The organism is Ruegeria sp. YTSA168, assembly GCF_059610045.1.
Window position 1 is genome coordinate 13,976 of the sequence record NZ_JBXWMW010000012.1, and the last position, 17,962, is coordinate 31,937.

Consider the following 17,962-nt stretch of genomic DNA (forward strand, 5'->3'; position numbering starts at 1 on the left):
GGTTTTGCGGGACTTTAGCGCAAACACTCGCGCAGGGGCCAGAGCAGAAATCAGGCCGCAGGTGGAACAGCGATATTGTCAATCAGGCGCACACCATCGGCCCAGGCGGTGATGAACAGTCGGGCCGGGCGTGATGCGTTGGGTAGGGTCTCAAGCGTTTCTGCGCAGCGCAGGTCGATATATTCCACCTCGGTGAACCCGGCGGCCAGCAGGTCATCCCTGGCTTGCTGTGCAAGTGGCTCGAACGATGCACCGGCAGCGAGTTCTTTGGCCATCGCTTGCATAAGCGTGTTCTTTCGCGCTGCGATCTCAAGCCCTTTGGGCGTCAGCCGCAGGTTGCGAGAGGACATGGCCAAACCCGAGGGCTCGCGGACCGTGGGGCAGCCTACAACCTCAATGGGAATGTTCAGATCGCGGGCCATACGGCGGACGACCAGCAGTTGCTGATAATCTTTTTCGCCGAAATAGGCTTTATCCGCCTGCGTTTGCAGGAAAAGTTTGGCAACCACCGTGGCCACGCCGTCGAAATGGCCGGGGCGGAAGGGCCCTTCCATCATATCCGTTAAGCCAGCGACCGTAACAGTGGTGGAAAAGCCCGCTGGGTAGATTTCTTCGGGATCGGGTACATAGATCGCGTCGACATCGTAAGGGGCCAGCTTCTGCGCATCCTCATGCTCGGTGCGCGGGTAATTGGCCAGATCTTCGGGGTTGTTGAACTGTTTGGGATTCACAAAGATCGTGACGATCACGCGGTCTGTACCTGCCTTGGCGGCCTGAACCAGTGACAGATGCCCCTGGTGCAGCGCGCCCATGGTGGGCACAACGCCGATGGTTTCGCTCTTGCGGTGCCATTCGGTCGTCAGCGCGCGCAGATCGGCCAGACGGCGCAGGATTGGTGCGGTCATCCCTTTGGCCCTTTGGCAGGGGCCTGATCGGCAAAGACATGTTCATCCGCCGGGAAACTGCGCGCGCGCACCTCGGCGGCGTATTCGGCGATGGCGGCTTCGGCCAGCGGGCCCAGTTCGGCATAGCGTTTCACGAATTTCGGTTTGAAGGCCGTGAAAAAGCCCACCATGTCGTCAACCACAAGGATTTGCCCATCGCACCCGGCAGAGGCTCCGATACCGATTGTCGGGATCGTAACTTCGTTGGTGATCTGGTCGGCCAGACTTTGCGGAACCTTCTCTAACACGACAGAAAAGGCGCCTGCTTCGGTGACAGCGTGGGCATCGGCCAAAACGGCCTCGGCTTGTTCGTCGCGCCCCTGCACCTTGTAGCCGCCCAGGGTGTTGATCGATTGCGGTGTCAGGCCGATATGCGCCATCACCGGAATGCCGCGCTTGACCAGAAAGCGGATGGTTTCGGCCATCTCGACCCCACCTTCCAGTTTGACAGCCCCAGCCCCGGTTTCTGCCATGAGACGGGCAGCGTTGCGGAACGCCTTTGCCGGGCTTTCCTCGTAGCTGCCGAATGGCATGTCGATGACCATCATTGCACTGTCCAACCCACGGGCAACGGCCTGCCCGTGCAGGATCATCATCTCCATCGTCACGCCAAGGGTCGATTCCAGCCCGTGCAGCACCATGCCAACGCTGTCGCCCACCAGCACAAAGTCGCAATGGGTGTCCATCAAACGCGCCATCGGGGTAGTATAGGCGGTCAGACTGACCAGCGGCTCGCCTCCCTTCCGGGCGCGAATATCCTCTGCATTTGGGGCTTTTTTGCGGGCGGTGGCGCTCATGTTCGCTCCTTGCGGGGTTCATGTTGCAGTGCGGCATAACAGATCGAACAGGGCCCACGAAACCCCGGTTGCGCGAACATTTTCTTGAATGACCTTAGGTTTAGGGGAACACTAGGCCCAGAAAAGCCCGCAAACACGCGGCTGCGTTGACTTCAACGGGGAGAGTTTCCATGACTAAGCAGGTGTTTCGAACCTTTGGCTCGGTGCTGGCGCTGAGCGTCGGAGTGCTGGCAACACAAGCGATGGCCCAATCGGACATTACAATCGCCATGCAGCTAGAACCGCCTCATCTGGACCCGACCAGCGCGGCTGCTCAGGCCATCGATTCGGTGGTCTACACCAATATCTTCGAAGGCCTGACCCGGTTCATGGGCGATGGTTCGGTCGTGCCGGGGCTGGCGGAAAGCTGGGAGATTTCGGATGACGGCACCGTTTATACCTTCAAGCTGCGCGATGGAGTGACCTTCCATGACGGCAGTGCGATGGATGCTGAGGATGTCAAATTCAGCCTTGATCGCGCAATGGCCGAAGACAGTGCTAACGCGCAGAAGGCCCTGTTTGCCGGAATTGAAAGCGTCGAGGCCGTCGACCCGCTGACCGTCAAGGTCTCCCTCTCCGAACCAAACGGTAACTTCCTGTTCAACATGGCCTGGGGCGACGCGGTGATCGTTGCCTCTGAGAGCATCGATGACATCAAGACCAACCCGGTCGGTACCGGGGCTTTCACCTTTGGCGAATGGGTGCAGGGCGATAGCATCACATTGAACCGCAATCCTGACTATTGGGGTGATCAGCCTGCACTAGAGAGTGCGACGTTCAAATTCATCTCAGACCCGACCGCCGCTTTTGCTGCCATGATGGCTGAAGATGTGGATGTGTTCGACAATTTCCCAGCGCCAGAAAACCTGCCTCAGTTCGAGGCTGATCCGCGCTTTCAGGTCCTTGTTGGCTCGACCGAAGGCGAAACGATCCTGTCGACCAACAACAAGCAAGCGCCGTTCGACGATATCCGCGTCCGGCAGGCTCTGGCCCATGCGATTGATCGTCAGGCCATCATTGACGGAGCCATGTTCGGCTATGGCACCCCAATCGGAACCCATTTCGCGCCGCATAACCCGGCCTATGTCGATCTGACTGGGCAGTCTGCCTATGACCCGGAAAAGGCCAAGGCTATGCTGGCTGAGGCCGGGTTTGCCGAAGGCTTTGAGACTACGCTGCACCTGCCGCCCCCGTCCTATGCGCGCCGGGGTGGAGAGATCATCGCAGCACAACTGGCCGAGGTTGGGATCACCGCCGAGATCATCAATGTAGAATGGGCACAATGGCTGGAATCCGTGTTCAAGGGCAAGGATTTCGGACTGACCATCGTCAGCCACACCGAACCGATGGATATCGGCATCTATGCACGGCCCGATTATTATTTCCAATACGACAGCACCGATTTTCAGGCCTTGATGGAGTTGCTGAACACCACCACCGACCCTGAAGAGCGTGCCCGGTTGATGGGTGAAGCGCAGCGCCTGATTTCCAACGACTATGTCAACGGATACCTGTTCCAGCTGGCCAAACTGGGTGTGGCTAAGGCGGGCGTGCAGGGGTTGTGGCAGAACGCGCCGACAGCGGCGATTGATCTGACGGCAATCAGCTGGGCGGAGTAGCGTTCAGTCTAAGGAAAGGCCAATGATCAAACGCTCTTTCCTCACCTTGATGGTCCTGGCGCAGCTATGTGTTGCGCCATCCGCATCGGCAGAGACCACATTGGATGCGGCAGTAGCCTTGTGGCTGGACGGCGACGATGCCAAGGCGTTGCCAATGTTGGCGGCGCTGGCGGCGTCTGGCAATTCGGATGCGCGTTTGTTGCTGGGCCGGATCGAAACCACAGATCTTGGGCCATCCCCGTTTCGGCAGAGCCTTGAGCCTGCCGAATCCCGCGCCCTGTTCCGACGTCGCGACAACAGCAATTTCGGCACGTCCTGGCTTACCATTGAGGCCGCCAGGGGGAATGCACTGGCGCAGGCCTTGCTGCGATCCAGGCAGCCTCAGCCTGATCCCGATCAGGTGAAACGTCTCAACGATCTTGGTGAACATCAAGCCACAGATTACTCAACGCGGATCGTTGCATTGTATGGCAGTCAGGCGATGCGGGATGAGTTGCGCGCCTATGACGGGACCATGGACGATCTGCAGCCTTATCTGGCCTATCTTTCGGACAGTCCTGAACCCCGCGGGGATGGTTTGGCGGCGCTGCGCCATATTCAGCCCGACCCGGTTTCGGCGAACTCGGAGCAGGCGCTTGGAATGGCTGGTGTTTTGGCGTTGGGGTTGGGCTATGGCGATCTGTCACCGGGTAACCCGTGGCGGTCTGCCGTCGAAGACTGGCTGATGACAGCCGAGGCGACGCGACCCATCGCGCAACTTTGCAACACGCATTGTACGGTAGAGGCTCCGGCCTGTTCCTTTGCCTTCCTCGCGCTGCTGGGCGGGTACTTCGAGGTCATCCGTATCGACAGCCCCTTTGAGACCGTCATCCCGCAATCGCAGTTTCTGGACAGCCCACGTGCCCGGTTGATGGTGTTACGCCGAGCGGCTTTGGCACGTACCGAAACCAATCTGGAAACGCTGGCAGAATCAGCCCCTGCGCAAGAGCTTTCGGCCTGCGCCCTCGATCTGGTTCGGCAAGAGCAGCGTAAGTATAACTAGCCGCTGGACCCGGGCAGGGCGCGCACTTAACCTGCCCCCAATGCTACGCTATGCCCTCAAACGACTGCTTTCACTTGTGATCAGCCTTGCCATTGCTTCGGTCGTCATCTTTGCGGTGATCGAGGTGGCGCCGGGCGATCCAGCCTCGTTCATGTTGGGCGTTAACGCGCAGCCCGACACATTGGCCGCGCTGCGTGCCGAGCTGGGGTTGGACATGTCTAAGACCCAGCGGTACTTCAACTGGGTAGGCGGGATGCTGGTGGGTGATTTCGGGACCTCGTACACTTATCGCACCCCTGTTTCGCAGATGATCGCGGATCGGCTGTGGGTGTCTTTGCCACTGGCGCTGTATGCACTGACCTTGTCGACCCTGATCGCCTTTCCTGCAGGCATCTACGCTGCCGCGCGCCGCGGCAAACCGGGTGATCTGACAGTGATGGGAGCAACACAGCTGGGCATTGCGGTGCCGAATTTCTGGTTTGCGATGATGCTGGTCCTGATCTTTGCCATCAACCTGCGCTGGTTCAATGCCGGAGGGTTCGCCGGTTGGGACAAAGGGTTCTGGACCGGGCTACATTCTCTGACCCTGCCCGCCATCGCCCTGGCGTTGCCGCAAGCGGCCATTTTGGCGCGGGTGATGCGATCCTCGCTTCTGGACATACTGGGCGAAGATTTCATGCGCACCGCCCGTGCCAAGGGGCTGTCCCGCCGTCAGGCGCTGTGGCGGCATGGGGTGCGAAACGCGCTGATCCCGGTGTTGACCATCATCGGATTGCAATTTTCCTTTCTGCTGGCCGGATCGATAATCATCGAGCAAGTGTTCTACCTGCCCGGCCTCGGTCGGCTGGTTTTTCAGGCGATCTCTGCCCGTGATCTGATCGTGGTTGAATCGGTGGTCATGCTGCTGGTCTTCGCAGTCATCACTGTGAACTTCCTGGTGGATCTGGCCTATGCCGCCGTCGATCCAAGGTTGAGGAGCCGGACATGAGCCGCAACCTGATCCTTGGAGCTGTGTTGTCGTCGCTGGTTCTGCTGGCAGCCTTGGTGTCCTTTGTCTGGACGCCCTACGACCACACTGCGCTGGACATCCCACAGAAGCTACAACCGCCAAACGTGCAGCATTGGTTCGGGACTGACCACTTCGGGCGCGACATGTTCTCGATGATCATGGTCGGCGCGCGGACGTCGATTGCGGTGGCTCTGGTTGCTGTCGGAATCGGTATGGCACTAGGTGTGCCGCTGGGCTTGGCCGCGGCGGCACGCAAGGGGTCATGGCTGGATGAAGTGATCATGCGGGGCAACGATCTGGTTTTTGCCTTCCCCTCTCTGGTCATCGCCATCCTGATCACTGCTGTGTTCGGCGCGGGCGCCATCAACGCGATCATCGCCATTGGTATCTTCAACATCCCCGTCTTCGCTCGCATCACCCGCGGGGCCGCCCTGTCGTTGTGGGAGAGGGAATTCATCCTCGCCGCCCGTGTCTCGGGCAAGGGCGCGGCGCGGATTTCAGCGGAACATATCCTTCCCAATGTAGCCAATCTGCTGATCGTGCAGGGTACCATTCAGTTCAGCCTGGGCATTCTGGCCGAGGCCGGCCTGTCTTATGTCGGTCTGGGGGCACAACCACCGACACCCAGCTGGGGCCGTATGCTGGCTGACGCGCAGACCATGGTCAGTTTTGCCCCGCATTTGGCTCTGATCCCAGGGCTGGCGATCATTGTGACGGTGTTAGGGTTGAACCTGTTAGGGGATGGTCTGCGCGATTGGTTGGATCCCCGAATCTGGGTGGCGCGGACATGAGTTTGCTGCGGATCGAAAGCCTGTCCCTTGGCATACACGGGATCGAGATTTTGAAACAGGTCAGCTTGTCGATTGCACCGGGGCAGATCGTTGCTGTAACCGGGGAAAGCGGCTCGGGTAAATCGATGACTGCACTGGCCGTGATGCAGTTGTTGCCCGATGGGGCGGAAAGTGATGGCTCGATCCTGCTGGACGGGCAGGAAATCCTGAACCGGCCCGAGGCAGAGATGTGCGCATTACGCGGTGCTTCGATCGGGATGGTGTTTCAAGAGCCGATGACCGCACTGAACCCGGTCAAAACCATCGGCGATCAGGTGATGGAGACCATCCTGATCCACAAGGCGATGCCTCCTGTGCAGGCGCGGGAGCGGGCGCAAGAGGTATTGGCCCGAGTTGGGCTGCCTTCAGATCGCTTCCCCCTGTCCCGCTATCCGCACGAGCTATCGGGTGGTCAGCGTCAGCGCGTAGTCATTGCAATGGCGATTGCACTACGGCCGAAACTTCTGATCGCGGATGAACCGACAACGGCGCTGGATGTGACCACACAGGCGCAGATTCTGGACCTTCTCAAAGGGTTGGTGACTGAATACGGGATGGGTCTGCTGATGATCACCCATGATCTGGCTGTTGTCGCCGATATGGCGGATCAGATCGTCGTCATGCGCCATGGCGAGGTGGTCGAAAGCGGTGTGACCGACCTTCTGCTACAAAATATGCAGCACCCCTATACCCGGATGCTGTTCGAGGCGTCGAACCATCAGGTGGCTTTGCCTGATGTAAAACAACCGCAGCCGCTGCTTGAGGTCACGCAAGTGGTCCGCGACTATCGCCTGCCCCGCAAGGGCCTGTTCGATGCGCCCGGCTATACCCGTGCCGTGGATCAGGTCAGCTTCACCCTCAACCGGGGTGAGCGGCTGGGTCTGGTCGGGGAGTCTGGATGCGGAAAATCGACCCTAACACGGGCTATTCTGGGGCTGGAAGAGGTTCAATCCGGTGATATCCGGTTGGACAGTCAGCCGGTGTTCTCGGGCCATAAACCCAACCCCGCCGTGCGGCATAAAATGCAGGTGGTGTTTCAGGACCCCTATGGCAGTTTCAACCCGCGCCACCGGGTTGCGCGCCTGATTACCGAACCATTTCATTTGCTCGAAACACCTCCGGCTGGGGGCGAGCGGCGGGATCGCATTGCCGAAATGCTGATCGCTGTGGGGCTGCGCCCGGAAGATGCGGACAAGTACATCCACGAATTCTCGGGCGGTCAAAGGCAACGCATCGCCATTGCCCGCGCGCTGATCATCCGGCCGGAACTGATCCTGTTTGACGAGGCTGTCTCGGCCCTTGACGTCTCGGTCCGGGCGCAGATTCTGGATTTGCTGGCTGAACTGTGTGCGGCCTATGATCTGACCTATCTGTTTATTAGTCACGATCTGAGCGTCGTGCGCACGATTACGGACAGGGTGATGGTCATGCAGGCCGGAAAGATCGTTGAACAGGGCGAGACCGAGCAGGTCTTCACCAACCCGCGCCACTCATACACACAAAAGCTGATTTCGGCCGCGCCGCAGCTGCCGGAGATCGGGGTGGGTGCAGCGTGATTTCATCAGTATTAGAGCCGAAATAGGAGTTTCCGATGACCAATATGATATGGTTTGATCCCAGCCTCTGTTTGATCGGGGGCGCGTGGCAATCGCCGGTCAATGGTCAATCTCTGCCCTTGGTCAACCCGTCCGATGGATCGGAAATCTGCCGGATCGCGCGGGGGAATGCATCGGATGTCGATGCCGCCGTCGCAGCGGCCCGCGCTGCCCTAGATGGCGAATGGGGCCGGATGCCTGCCTTCGAGCGGGGGCGTATCCTAAGCCGCTTAGGGCGGTTGGTTCTGGAGCGTGTTGATGATTTGGCCAAGTTGGAGGCGATGGATGTCGGCAAACCGCTGACACAGGCAAGGGCGGATGCCGTAGCCCTGGCGCGGTATTGTGAGTTTTATGGTGGTGCGGCGGACAAGGTGATGGGCGAGACCATTCCTTATTTGGACGGCTACACCGTCTACACGCTGCGCGAACCACATGGCGTGACAGGTCATATCGTGCCGTGGAACTACCCGATGCAGATCATTGGTCGCTCGGTCGGCGCAGCGCTGGCCATGGGCAATGCCTGTGTTCTGAAACCAGCGGAAGAGGCCTGCCTGACCGCGTTGGCCTTTGCCCATCTGGCGACTGAGGCCGGGTTACCGGCTGGCGCGCTGAATGTTGTGCCCGGATTGGGGGCCGAGGCTGGGGCCGCGCTATCCGGACATCCTGGGGTCGATCATATCTCGTTCACTGGGTCCGTCGCGACTGGGGCTTTGGTGCAGCAAGCAGCGGGGCGCAACGTAGTCCCTGTGACGTTGGAACTCGGCGGAAAATCCCCGCAATTGGTGTTTGATGACGCTGATTTGGACGCGGCTTTACCGTTTCTAGTTAATGCGGGCATTCAGAATGCGGGGCAAACCTGCTCGGCCTCATCACGCATTCTGGTGCAGCGCGGGGTCTATGATCAGGTCAAGGCACGAATGTCTGAGGCTTATGGCCAGTTGACTGTTGGGCCCGCAATGGAGGACCTGCGGGTGGGCCCCTTGATCTCAGACAGGCAAAAAACCATCGTTTCCGGTTTTCTGGCGAAGGGAGAGGATTTGACCATAGCCGCGCGGGGGCAGATCACTCCGGGTGCGCCAGAGGATGGTGCCTATGTCCAACCGACTTTATTCGCTGACGTGCCAGCTGATCACGTTCTGGCGCAGGATGAAGTTTTCGGACCGGTTCAGGTTCTGATCCCGTTTGAGATCGAAGAACAGGCTCTAACTATAGCAAACAGCACCGATTATGGCCTTGTCGCCAGTATCTGGACCCGCGATGGCGCCCGGCAGATGCGGCTGGCGAAACGCTTGCGCTCGGGGCAGGTGTTCATCAATAACTATGGCGCTGGCGGTGGCGTCGAATTGCCATTCGGAGGGGTTGGAAAATCCGGCCATGGCCGTGAGAAGGGGTTCGAGGCGCTTTATGGCTTTTCACAACTCAAAACGGTTGCGGCGTTTCACGGCTAGACGATCACCTCGATGGCCTTCTGAGCACCGACACCGAATACCCGTTTGTAGCGGTCGATCTGATCGTCGGGACCCATCGCCTTTTCCGGGTTGTCCGACAGTTTGACCGTTGGCCGCCCATTGGCTGACACCGCCTTGCAGACCAGAGAGAACGGCGCTAGCGCCTCATTCGGTACAAGCCCGCGGAAATCATTGGTCAACAAGGTGCCCCACCCAAATGAGATGTTGGTGCGCCCGACAAACTGCGCGTGTAATTCTTTGATTTTGTCGACGTCCAGCCCGTCGGAGAATATGACTCGCTTCCGTTTCGGGTCCTCACCGCGAGATTTCCACCACTCAATGGCCACTTCGGCCCCTTCAGCAGGGTCGCCGCTGTCGATGCGGATGCCGGTCCAACCCGCCAGCCAATCGGGCGCGCGGTCCAGAAAGCCCTTGGTGCCATAGGTGTCGGGCAGGATGATGCGCAGATTGCCGTCATGTTCATCGTGCCAATCGCTCAGGACGTCATACGGGGCCTGCGCCAATGCCTCATCCGTGTCGGCCAGAGCGGAATAGACCATGGGCAATTCATGGGCGTTGGTACCAATGGCCTCGACCTCGCGCCGCATCGCGATCAGGCAGTTCGAGGTGCCCGTGAAGGCTTGGCCCAACCCTTCGATCATCGCCTGAACACACCAGTCTTGCCAGAGGAAAGAGTGCCGCCGGCGTGTTCCGAAATCCGCGATTCCAAGGCCCTGAATGGTGCTGAGCTGTTCAATCTTCTCCCATACCCGCGTCATTGCGCGGGCATAAAGAACCTGCAACTCGAACCGGCGCATGTGGTTCAATACCGCGCGGGATCGCAGTTCCATCAGCACGGCCAAAGCAGGGATTTCCCACAACATGACCTCATGCCATTTACCCTCAAAAGTCAGTTCATATTGGTCGCCCTTACGCTCCAGGTGGTAGGGCGGCAGGCGCATGTTTTCGAACCACTCCATGAAATCCGAGCGGAACATCTGCCGTTTGCCATAAAACATGTTGCCGCGCAGCCAGGTGCTTTCCCCCCGGCTGAGGCTGAGCGAGCGGATATGATCCAGCTGTTCGCGCAGCTCGCCTTCGTCAATCAGGCGCGCCAATGGCACGTGATTCGAGCGGTTTATCAGCGAAAACTCGACATTTGTTTGGGGCTTGTTTCGAAACACTGACTGGCACATCAGCAGTTTGTAGAAATCCGTGTCGATCAAAGACCGCACAATCGGATCAATCTTCCATTTGTGATTGTAAACACGGGTCGCAATATCGACCATGGGGAACTCCTGCGATTTCCGTTGTTAGATCAATCGGCACGGCGAATGGCAAGAGTCGCTGATTTGGTGACAATGCCCGCTTGACGCCACAAAGCGGGCATATTGTTTGATCTGATCACCGATTAGTGAGGGTGCGGGATGGAAAGAAAAGGTTGTTGGTTCGTGAATGAGTCTTCGATACGATTTTGATATTTTAAGAAAAACATCAGGCGATCAAGCATTTGAAACACTTTCAGGCGAGACCAAGGATGGGATTCGCCCTGTGGCGCTGTTTCGGGATGTGAAAACGTCGGATGCCTTGCGCGGGGCATCGCCCAAGATTCGCAAGATATTTCAGGATGCGGGCTTTGAGCTGGCCGCGCATGACAGCGGTATCGCGCCCGATGTTTATCCGCCCTCAGATCAGGCCGACCGTGACCAGATTTTGCAGGTGCTGTTTGCCAATATCAAAAGCCAGGGCGTTCAGGGTGAATACAGCGGCGAATTCGACCTTTTGCAGTTCCTAGCGCATGTGAAACGCGCGCGGCCGGTGCAAGGGATCGTGCAGCCTGTTCTGACTGCGCCTACGCCAGAACCGATCCCGGCAAGCCGAACCCGGCGGCGGGCCATTCCGGGTCGCATCGGCTTTGCCCTGGGCTTGGCGGTCATACTTTTTGTGATGTTCAAGTTTCTGGAGGCAAGCGGCACCCCGACGCCTTAAGCCAGAATCACACCGGCGGCGCGCATCGCCTGCTCAGCCGCTGCTATTGACCCGTCCATATCGATCCCACGACAGGCATCCAGTCGGACGGTCACGTCCAGCCCCAGCTGTGCGGCATCTACGGCGGAGTAGTGAACACAGAAATCCGTTGCCAACCCGACCAGGGTGACCTTCGACAGGCCACGTGTGTCAAGATAGCCTTTAAGTCCTGTCGGTGTTTTTCGATCATTCTCAAAAAAGGCGGAATAGCTGTCGATTGCGCTGCGAAATCCTTTGCGGATGATCAGGTCGGCGTCGGTGCGCAAACCGGGGTGAAACGCCGCGCCATTCGTGCCCTGAACGCAGTGATCGGGCCACAGGACCTGCAGGCCATAGGGCATATCGATCATCTCAAACGGGGTTTTACCCGGGTGCGAACTAGCAAAGCTGGAATGGCCTGCCGGATGCCAATCCTGCGTCAAGATCACCGCGTCGAAATCATTCATCATTGCGTTGATGGGCGCCACGACCTCATCCCCGCCCGCTACCGCCAGCGCACCCCCGGGGCAGAAATCATTCTGGACGTCGATTACGATCAGGGCATGGGTCATCTGGGGCCTCCTTTGATGCTTTATCGGTAGGCGGGCGGGGGCTGGTCGTCAATGCGGTCTCTTGCGACTCTGCGCCTGCGGGTTTAGACCGCGCGCATGTATACGATCGCTGCTCTCTATCACTTCACCCGCTTTCCGGATCACGCCGCCCTGCGGCACCCGTTGCTGGACCTGTGCCGCGCCCAATCGGTCAAGGGCACGCTGCTGCTGGCGCAGGAAGGGATCAACGGTACCATCGCGGGTCCTCGTGCTGGGATTGATGCGGTGCTGGCGCATATCAAAGCGCTGCCCGGATGTGCTGATCTCGAGTGGAAAGAGGCAACCGCAGACCATCCGCCATTCGGCAAGATGAAGGTGCGGTTGAAGAAAGAGATTGTGACCATGGGCCAGCCGGATGTCGATCCGCGTGCCCGTGTCGGCAACTATGTTGAGCCGGAGGACTGGAACGAGCTGATCCGCTCGGACGATGTGGTGGTGATCGACACACGCAACGATTATGAGGTGGCAATCGGTACGTTTGAGGGCGCAATAGACCCTGAAACCGCAAGTTTCCGTGACTTCCCGACCTGGTGGGAGGAAAACAAGGGCCGCTTTCACAACAAGCGTGTCGCGATGTTCTGCACAGGCGGCATTCGGTGCGAGAAATCTACCAACTATCTGCTGGGGCAGGGGGTTGAGTATGTCTATCACCTGAAAGGCGGGATCCTGCGCTATCTCGAAGAGATGCCTGCAGAGGACAGCACCTGGCAGGGTGAGTGCTTTGTGTTCGACAATCGTGTTTCGGTCGGTCATGGGCTGGTCGAGGGGCCGCACAGTCTGTGTCATGCCTGCCGCCGCCCGATCCTGCCCGAAGATATGAAACGCCCTGAATACGAGCACGGCGTGGCTTGTCATCGCTGTGTCGATGAGACCTCCGAGGCGGACAAGGCCCGGTTTCGTGAACGGCAAAAGCAAATCCTGCTGGCGCGCAAACGTGGGTTTGAGCATCTGGGTTCGAACTAAATTCGGCTTGCGGGCCTGCTCCTTAAGCCGGATGATCAGGGGCACATCAGCGGGATGGAGCCCCAATGCATCGTGAACCGAAAACTCTGGAAGAGTGGAAATCGACCCTGCTGGCCGCCTTGGGTTTGGTGATTGCCAGTTTTCTGGCGTGGTATGGCCTGTCGCGCCTGAATGATGCGACCGCTGGCGATACAATCGGCTCTTTCGCCTCAGTGGGTTTGTTGATCTGGATTGCCTCGCAATCGTGGTACTATGTGACCCAGGTGAAATCCCCCCGGCGGCTGTTGCTGCTGATGGGCGTGTCCTTCATTCAGGTCGTGCCGTTCCTGTTTGCCGCCGTCTATGGCGCCTTTGGCTATAACGACAATTGCGTGATCGGTGCACAGGGGCCTGGGGACATCCTATATTTCTCGTATGTCACCTTCACCACCGTCGGCTACGGGGACATGTCCCCAGTCGGACTGTGCCGCGCACTTGCTGCGGCCGAAGCGGTCACGGGTTACATTCTGCTGGGTATGTTTGTGGCAGCCGCGGTTGCAATCTATGCACGCAACCACACCCCAAACAGCCAAGGTTAGAGCCTATTTGTTCTGGTCAATCCAGCGCGACATCATCCGTTTATCATGGAAGCATTCGGATGGGATAGGTCGGCGTTTGCTGCGCGAAATCCGCTCGGCAAAGGCGACCTGCTTGCCAGTTGGGTAATTGTCGAATTGCGAGGTTGCGCGGGGCTTATGCGCTGAAATCCAGTCAGACAGCATCCTGCGGTCTCGTTGCACATCAACAGGGATTTCCAGCGCAGATTGCTCTGCAATCGCACGGGCATACCGCATCTGCCGGTCTGTCACTGGCAGCAGGTGATAATCGTTGCTCGGCTCACCCAGAGCCGAATTTCGGATGTGCTGGGCCATCGGTTTGTCCTCTGACTTTGTAGAACATAAATAGAACATTAACCGAATATTTCAAGTATCCTGTGGGTTTTGGCCTGTCGTTCGGCGTTTTTCCTCCAAAGCAGCCCTGATGACAGGCCCGTATTCAAAAAGATTACAGGGTTACTCCACTTAACCCAGAAGCTTTCCAAACATCATAAAGGTTTTAATTGGGTTGAGTTAGACTCATGTTAAGAAAGACCTGTTCCCGACATTTGGCGTCGGGAACAGAACATATGCCTATTCCAACCTATGGCTGACTCTTGTTGAAACCTGCCATGCAGGCAGCGCCCGATTTTTTAGGAGAGATCTCATGAAAACCCACGCACAGGCCGTCGTTATCGGAGGGGGCCTAGTCGGTTGTTCAATCCTTTATCACCTGGCCAAGCTCGGCTGGACAGACGTTGTTTTGTTGGAGCGGGATGAATTGACATCCGGCTCGACCTGGCATGCGGCGGCGAATATCCATGGGCTGCATGACAATAACAACGTCACGCGCATCCAGCATTATACGATGAACCTATATAAAGAGCTGGAGAAAGAGACAGGGCAAGGCTGCGGCGTATTTCAACCAGGTTCGCTATACCTGGCCCAAACCGAAGACCGGGAACATCAGCTGCGCCTGCAAGAGGCCAAAGCGCGGTTCTACGGCCTGAACTTTTATGAGATCAGCCGTGAACAGGCGAAAGAACTGCATCCGCTTGCGCAGTTCGATGATATCCGCTGCATCATGTACGAACCCGATGGCGGCAATGTAGATCCGTCCGGTGTGACCATGGCCTATGCCGCAGGCGCACGCGCTATGGGAGCCACGATTGAGCGGTTCTGCCCCGTAATAGGGACGGAACAGCAGCCCGACGGCTCTTGGATCGTGCAGACCGAAAAGGGTGACATCAACGCGCAATGGGTCGTCAATGCGGGTGGTCTTTGGGGGCGCGAGGTTGCGTCGCTGGCGGGGATCGAACTGCCGTTGCAACCGACCGAGCACCAGTATTTCGTCACCGAAGCAATCGACGAAGTGGCCAATATGGGCCGCCGTCTGCCGTCGATCGCTGACCGGGACGGGGAGTACTACTTTCGACAGGAAGGCAATGGCCTGCTAATCGGGGCTTATGAGAAAGACATGCGGTTCTGGGCCGAAAACGGCACGCCACTGGATTTCGCCCACGATCTGTTCCCCGACGATCTGGACCGGATCATGGAAAACGTGATCCGCGCCACCGAACGCGTGCCGGTCGCCGCCACCGCGGGCGTCAAACGCGTCATCAACGGCCCGATGATCTGGTCGCCGGATTCCAACGCGATCTGGGGGCCGGTGCCCGAGCTACAGAACTATTTCTGCTGCACCGGCATCATCCCCGGCTTCTCGCAATCCGGCGGGCTGGGCCTGCTGGCGGCGCAGTGGATGATCGAGGGTGAGCCGCAATACGACATGTTCGCCTGGGATCTGGCTCGCTTTGGCGAATGGGCCGACAAGAAGTTCACCAAGGCGCGGGTCGAGGATCAGTATTCGCACCGTTTCGCCATCCACTTCCCCAACGAAGAACGCAGCGCCGGCCGCCCCGCCCGCGTGCGCCCGGCCTATGAGATGCAAAAGGCGATGGGGTGTGTCTTTGGCCTGAACTGCGGCTGGGAACATCCGCTTTGGTTTGCCGATCAGCCAGGAACCGTCGAAACCAATGGCTTTACCCGCCAGAACTGGTGGGAGCCGGTGGGGCGCGAAGTGAAGATGCTGCGCGATGCGGTTGGCGTGATCGATATCTCGAACTTCGCCAACTACGTGATCAAGGGGCCCGGCGCCTATGACTGGCTTGATCAGCTGGTGGCCAACCGCGTCCCGACTGAGGTTGGGCGGTCCTGCCTGACCCCGCTGATCTCGGTGCGTGGCGGCGTGGCCGGGGATTTCACGATCACCAAAATGGCGGATGGTGAATACATGATGATCGGCTCGGGCATGGCCGAGCGCTATCATCAGCGTTTCTTCAACATGGTTAACCTGCCCGAAGGAACCACGCTTGAGGTCGCCACGGACCGCATCGCTGGCTTCAACGTGGCGGGCCCAAAATCGCGCGACACCCTGCAACGCCTGACGAATTCGGACCTGTCGAACGAGGTGTTCCGCTTCATGCGCTCGCAAACCATCGAGGTCGCGGGTGTCACCTGTCTGGCTATCCGCGTCAGCTTTACGGGCGATTTGGGGTGGGAGTTGCATTGCGCAGAATCCGACCAGATCAGGCTCTATACAGCGCTATTGGACGCGGCGAAAGAACATGGTGGTGGCCCGGTTGGCGGTCGCGCACTCGGGTCGCTGCGTATCGAAAAGGGCTATGGCTCTTGGGGGCGCGAGTATTCTCAGGAATACTGGCCGCAAGAGGTTGGCCTTGCGGGCCTGATCAAGCTGGACAAGGACTTCCTGCACAAAGAGGCCTATCTGTCCATCAAGGACAATTCCGCGCGTGAGGTCCTGTCGATCTTCGAGGTTGACGCCGCAGATGCCGATGCCAGCGGTGGCGAGCCGATCTTTGCACTGGATGGCACGCCGGTGGGCCGCGTGACCTCGGGCGCGTATGGTTATTCGGTGGGGAAATCGCTGGCCATCGGCTATGCGGACCCGAAGGTGGCCAAGCCCGGCGATACGGTTGAGGTTTTCATCCTCGGCAAACCGCACAAAGCCCGGATTTTGTCAGAGCCCCCGTTTGACCCGGCAGGCCACCGGCTGCGCGATGTACAACCGGTGATGGAGGGCGTGGCGTGACCAATAGTTTCGCCCGAGTTGTAGAATTTGCGTTGACGCGGGCGGCTTCCGATATGCCCTCCAGCGCGCACGAGGCAGCGGCGCTGATGATGCTGGATACGATGGGTATCCTGATCGCCGCAGGTCCGATGGAGGCGGGCGTGATCGCGCGCGACACTGCGGCGCTGCTGTATGCCAGCTCTGATCCAGCGTTCAGCGCCCGCATGATGTTCGATGGCCGCGCGGTCAGTCTGGCAGGTGCGGCTTATGCGGCCGCGACCCAGACCGATAATCTGGACGGCCATGATGGCTATAACCCGACCAAGGGTCATATCGGTGTCGTTGTTCTGCCCACTCTGGCAGCTTTGGCCGAACATCGACCCGATCTGTCAGGGCCCGAGGCGTTGGCAGCGGTGATCACAGGCTATGAAATTGCCGGTCGGGCCGGGATATCGCTGCATGACAGCGTCAGTGACTATCACACATCGGGCGCGTGGAATTCTTTGGGCGTCGCGGCCATGGCAGCGCGCCTGCGGGCGCAAAGTGCCGAACAACTGCGGCAGGCCATGGGCATCGCCGAATACCATGGGCCCCGCAGCCAGATGATGCGCGAGATTGCAAACCCCACCATGCTGCATGACGGTTCAGGCTGGGGCGCATTGGTTGGTCTGTCCGCCGCCGTGTTGGCTGAGCGTGGGTTCACCGGGGCCCCGGCTATCACCATCGAAGCTGATGAAGCGGCATCGCATTGGTTGGATCTGGGGAGCTTCTGGCAGGTCGAGCATCAATATGTGAAACCCTATCCCATCTGCCGATGGGCCCACGCGGCCATCGATGCCACGCGGGCGGTGATGATCGAACACAACTTGAACCCTAGCCAAATTGCGACCCTGAAGGTGAACAGCTTTCATCAGGCGGCCTGTCTGTATTCGGGTATCCCTCAGTCGACATCTCAAGCGCAGTATTCTTTGCCCTTTGCCTTGGCTGTCTACGCACTTCATGGCCGGATTTGTGTTGAGCATATCTCGGGGAGTGGCCTTTCCGATCCCGAGGTTGCCGCGTTCATGTCCCGTATTCAGGTTGCGGAAGTTGAGCGGCACACTGCGCGGTTCCCTAAGGGGCGCTGGGCCGATGTTGAGATCACCACCACGGATGGGCACGTGCTTTATTCTGGCGATATTCATGCCCGAGGCGGCCCCGAAGCGCCGTTTTCGCGATCAGACGTAATTGCGAAGTACATGGAGTTTGCTGAGCCTGTCGTCGGTGTGGATCGGGCCGAGGCCATCCGCGACGCGATTTTGGGTTGGACCGATCCGCATTCGCGTTATGCTGATTTGGCTGCGCTTCTGTATGAACCACCGGCTCTATAGCTTTTTCCCAGAACTCATAGTTTAA

General features: G+C 58.7%; 16 protein-coding genes. 11 read left to right on the forward strand and 5 right to left on the reverse strand.

Annotated features, from left to right (window positions below):
* Nucleotides 1-50: 50 nt before the first annotated feature.
* Nucleotides 51-905: a pantoate--beta-alanine ligase gene (gene panC, locus AC2FFE_RS17160; protein ID WP_496847206.1), complete on the reverse strand. Its 855-nt coding sequence runs from the start codon at nucleotides 903-905 to the stop codon at nucleotides 51-53.
* Nucleotides 902-1,741 (reverse strand): 3-methyl-2-oxobutanoate hydroxymethyltransferase, encoded by an 840-nt coding sequence (panB, locus tag AC2FFE_RS17165; RefSeq protein WP_496820535.1) that lies wholly within the window; start codon nucleotides 1,739-1,741, stop codon nucleotides 902-904. The genes panC and panB overlap by 4 nt, the downstream gene beginning before the upstream one ends.
* A gap of 170 nt (nucleotides 1,742-1,911) precedes the next feature.
* On the opposite strand from panB, the gene AC2FFE_RS17170 reads away from it, so the two are divergent.
* From AC2FFE_RS17170 to AC2FFE_RS17195, 6 genes are read left to right on the forward strand one after another with little or no spacing between them, the layout of a single operon-like run.
* Nucleotides 1,912-3,399 (forward strand): ABC transporter substrate-binding protein, encoded by a 1,488-nt coding sequence (locus AC2FFE_RS17170; protein ID WP_496847207.1) that lies wholly within the window; start codon nucleotides 1,912-1,914, stop codon nucleotides 3,397-3,399.
* A 22-nt stretch (nucleotides 3,400-3,421) separates the two neighbouring features.
* On the forward strand, nucleotides 3,422-4,441 hold the full coding sequence (locus AC2FFE_RS17175; protein ID WP_496820538.1) for a hypothetical protein: 1,020 nt from the start codon (nucleotides 3,422-3,424) through the stop codon (nucleotides 4,439-4,441).
* 40 nt (nucleotides 4,442-4,481) lie between these two features.
* On the forward strand, nucleotides 4,482-5,429 hold the full coding sequence (locus AC2FFE_RS17180) for an ABC transporter permease (RefSeq protein WP_496820539.1): 948 nt from the start codon (nucleotides 4,482-4,484) through the stop codon (nucleotides 5,427-5,429).
* Nucleotides 5,426-6,241, forward strand: a complete 816-nt coding sequence (locus tag AC2FFE_RS17185) for an ABC transporter permease (RefSeq protein ID WP_496847208.1) — start codon at nucleotides 5,426-5,428, stop codon at nucleotides 6,239-6,241. Before AC2FFE_RS17180 ends, AC2FFE_RS17185 begins: the two co-directional genes overlap by 4 nt.
* Nucleotides 6,238-7,836: an ABC transporter ATP-binding protein gene (locus tag AC2FFE_RS17190; RefSeq protein ID WP_496820541.1), complete on the forward strand. Its 1,599-nt coding sequence runs from the start codon at nucleotides 6,238-6,240 to the stop codon at nucleotides 7,834-7,836. Before AC2FFE_RS17185 ends, AC2FFE_RS17190 begins: the two co-directional genes overlap by 4 nt.
* Before the next feature lie 35 nt (nucleotides 7,837-7,871).
* On the forward strand, nucleotides 7,872-9,323 hold the full coding sequence (locus AC2FFE_RS17195; RefSeq protein WP_496820542.1) for an aldehyde dehydrogenase family protein: 1,452 nt from the start codon (nucleotides 7,872-7,874) through the stop codon (nucleotides 9,321-9,323).
* Here AC2FFE_RS17195 and pncB read toward each other — a convergent pair.
* Nucleotides 9,320-10,612, reverse strand: a complete 1,293-nt coding sequence (pncB, locus tag AC2FFE_RS17200) for a nicotinate phosphoribosyltransferase (protein ID WP_496847209.1) — start codon at nucleotides 10,610-10,612, stop codon at nucleotides 9,320-9,322. The genes AC2FFE_RS17195 and pncB overlap by 4 nt on opposite strands.
* A gap of 262 nt (nucleotides 10,613-10,874) precedes the next feature.
* On the opposite strand from pncB, the gene AC2FFE_RS17205 reads away from it, so the two are divergent.
* Entirely contained in the window at nucleotides 10,875-11,312 is a 438-nt protein-coding gene (locus AC2FFE_RS17205) for a hypothetical protein (RefSeq protein WP_496834427.1), read from the forward strand.
* Here the strand turns inward: AC2FFE_RS17205 and pncA are convergent.
* Nucleotides 11,309-11,902: a bifunctional nicotinamidase/pyrazinamidase gene (pncA, locus tag AC2FFE_RS17210; RefSeq protein ID WP_496847210.1), complete on the reverse strand. Its 594-nt coding sequence runs from the start codon at nucleotides 11,900-11,902 to the stop codon at nucleotides 11,309-11,311. The genes AC2FFE_RS17205 and pncA overlap by 4 nt on opposite strands.
* Nucleotides 11,903-11,998: 96 nt before the next feature.
* On the opposite strand from pncA, the gene trhO reads away from it, so the two are divergent.
* Together trhO and AC2FFE_RS17220 are read left to right on the forward strand one after the other, a co-directional pair.
* Nucleotides 11,999-12,904: an oxygen-dependent tRNA uridine(34) hydroxylase TrhO gene (gene trhO, locus AC2FFE_RS17215; RefSeq protein ID WP_496847211.1), complete on the forward strand. Its 906-nt coding sequence runs from the start codon at nucleotides 11,999-12,001 to the stop codon at nucleotides 12,902-12,904.
* Between the two features lie 65 nt (nucleotides 12,905-12,969).
* Nucleotides 12,970-13,482 (forward strand): potassium channel family protein, encoded by a 513-nt coding sequence (locus AC2FFE_RS17220; RefSeq protein ID WP_496847212.1) that lies wholly within the window; start codon nucleotides 12,970-12,972, stop codon nucleotides 13,480-13,482.
* A gap of 3 nt (nucleotides 13,483-13,485) precedes the next feature.
* Here AC2FFE_RS17220 and AC2FFE_RS17225 read toward each other — a convergent pair whose 3' ends face one another.
* On the reverse strand, nucleotides 13,486-13,815 hold the full coding sequence (locus AC2FFE_RS17225; protein ID WP_496820548.1) for a hypothetical protein: 330 nt from the start codon (nucleotides 13,813-13,815) through the stop codon (nucleotides 13,486-13,488).
* Between the two features lie 331 nt (nucleotides 13,816-14,146).
* Between AC2FFE_RS17225 and AC2FFE_RS17230 the strand changes: the two genes are divergently transcribed.
* Both AC2FFE_RS17230 and AC2FFE_RS17235 read left to right on the forward strand, forming a co-directional pair.
* Nucleotides 14,147-16,588, forward strand: coding sequence for a GcvT family protein (locus tag AC2FFE_RS17230; RefSeq protein ID WP_496847213.1), 2,442 nt, complete (start codon nucleotides 14,147-14,149; stop codon nucleotides 16,586-16,588).
* Nucleotides 16,585-17,937 (forward strand): MmgE/PrpD family protein, encoded by a 1,353-nt coding sequence (locus AC2FFE_RS17235; protein ID WP_496847214.1) that lies wholly within the window; start codon nucleotides 16,585-16,587, stop codon nucleotides 17,935-17,937. The genes AC2FFE_RS17230 and AC2FFE_RS17235 overlap by 4 nt, the downstream gene beginning before the upstream one ends.
* Nucleotides 17,938-17,962: the final 25 nt, after the last annotated feature.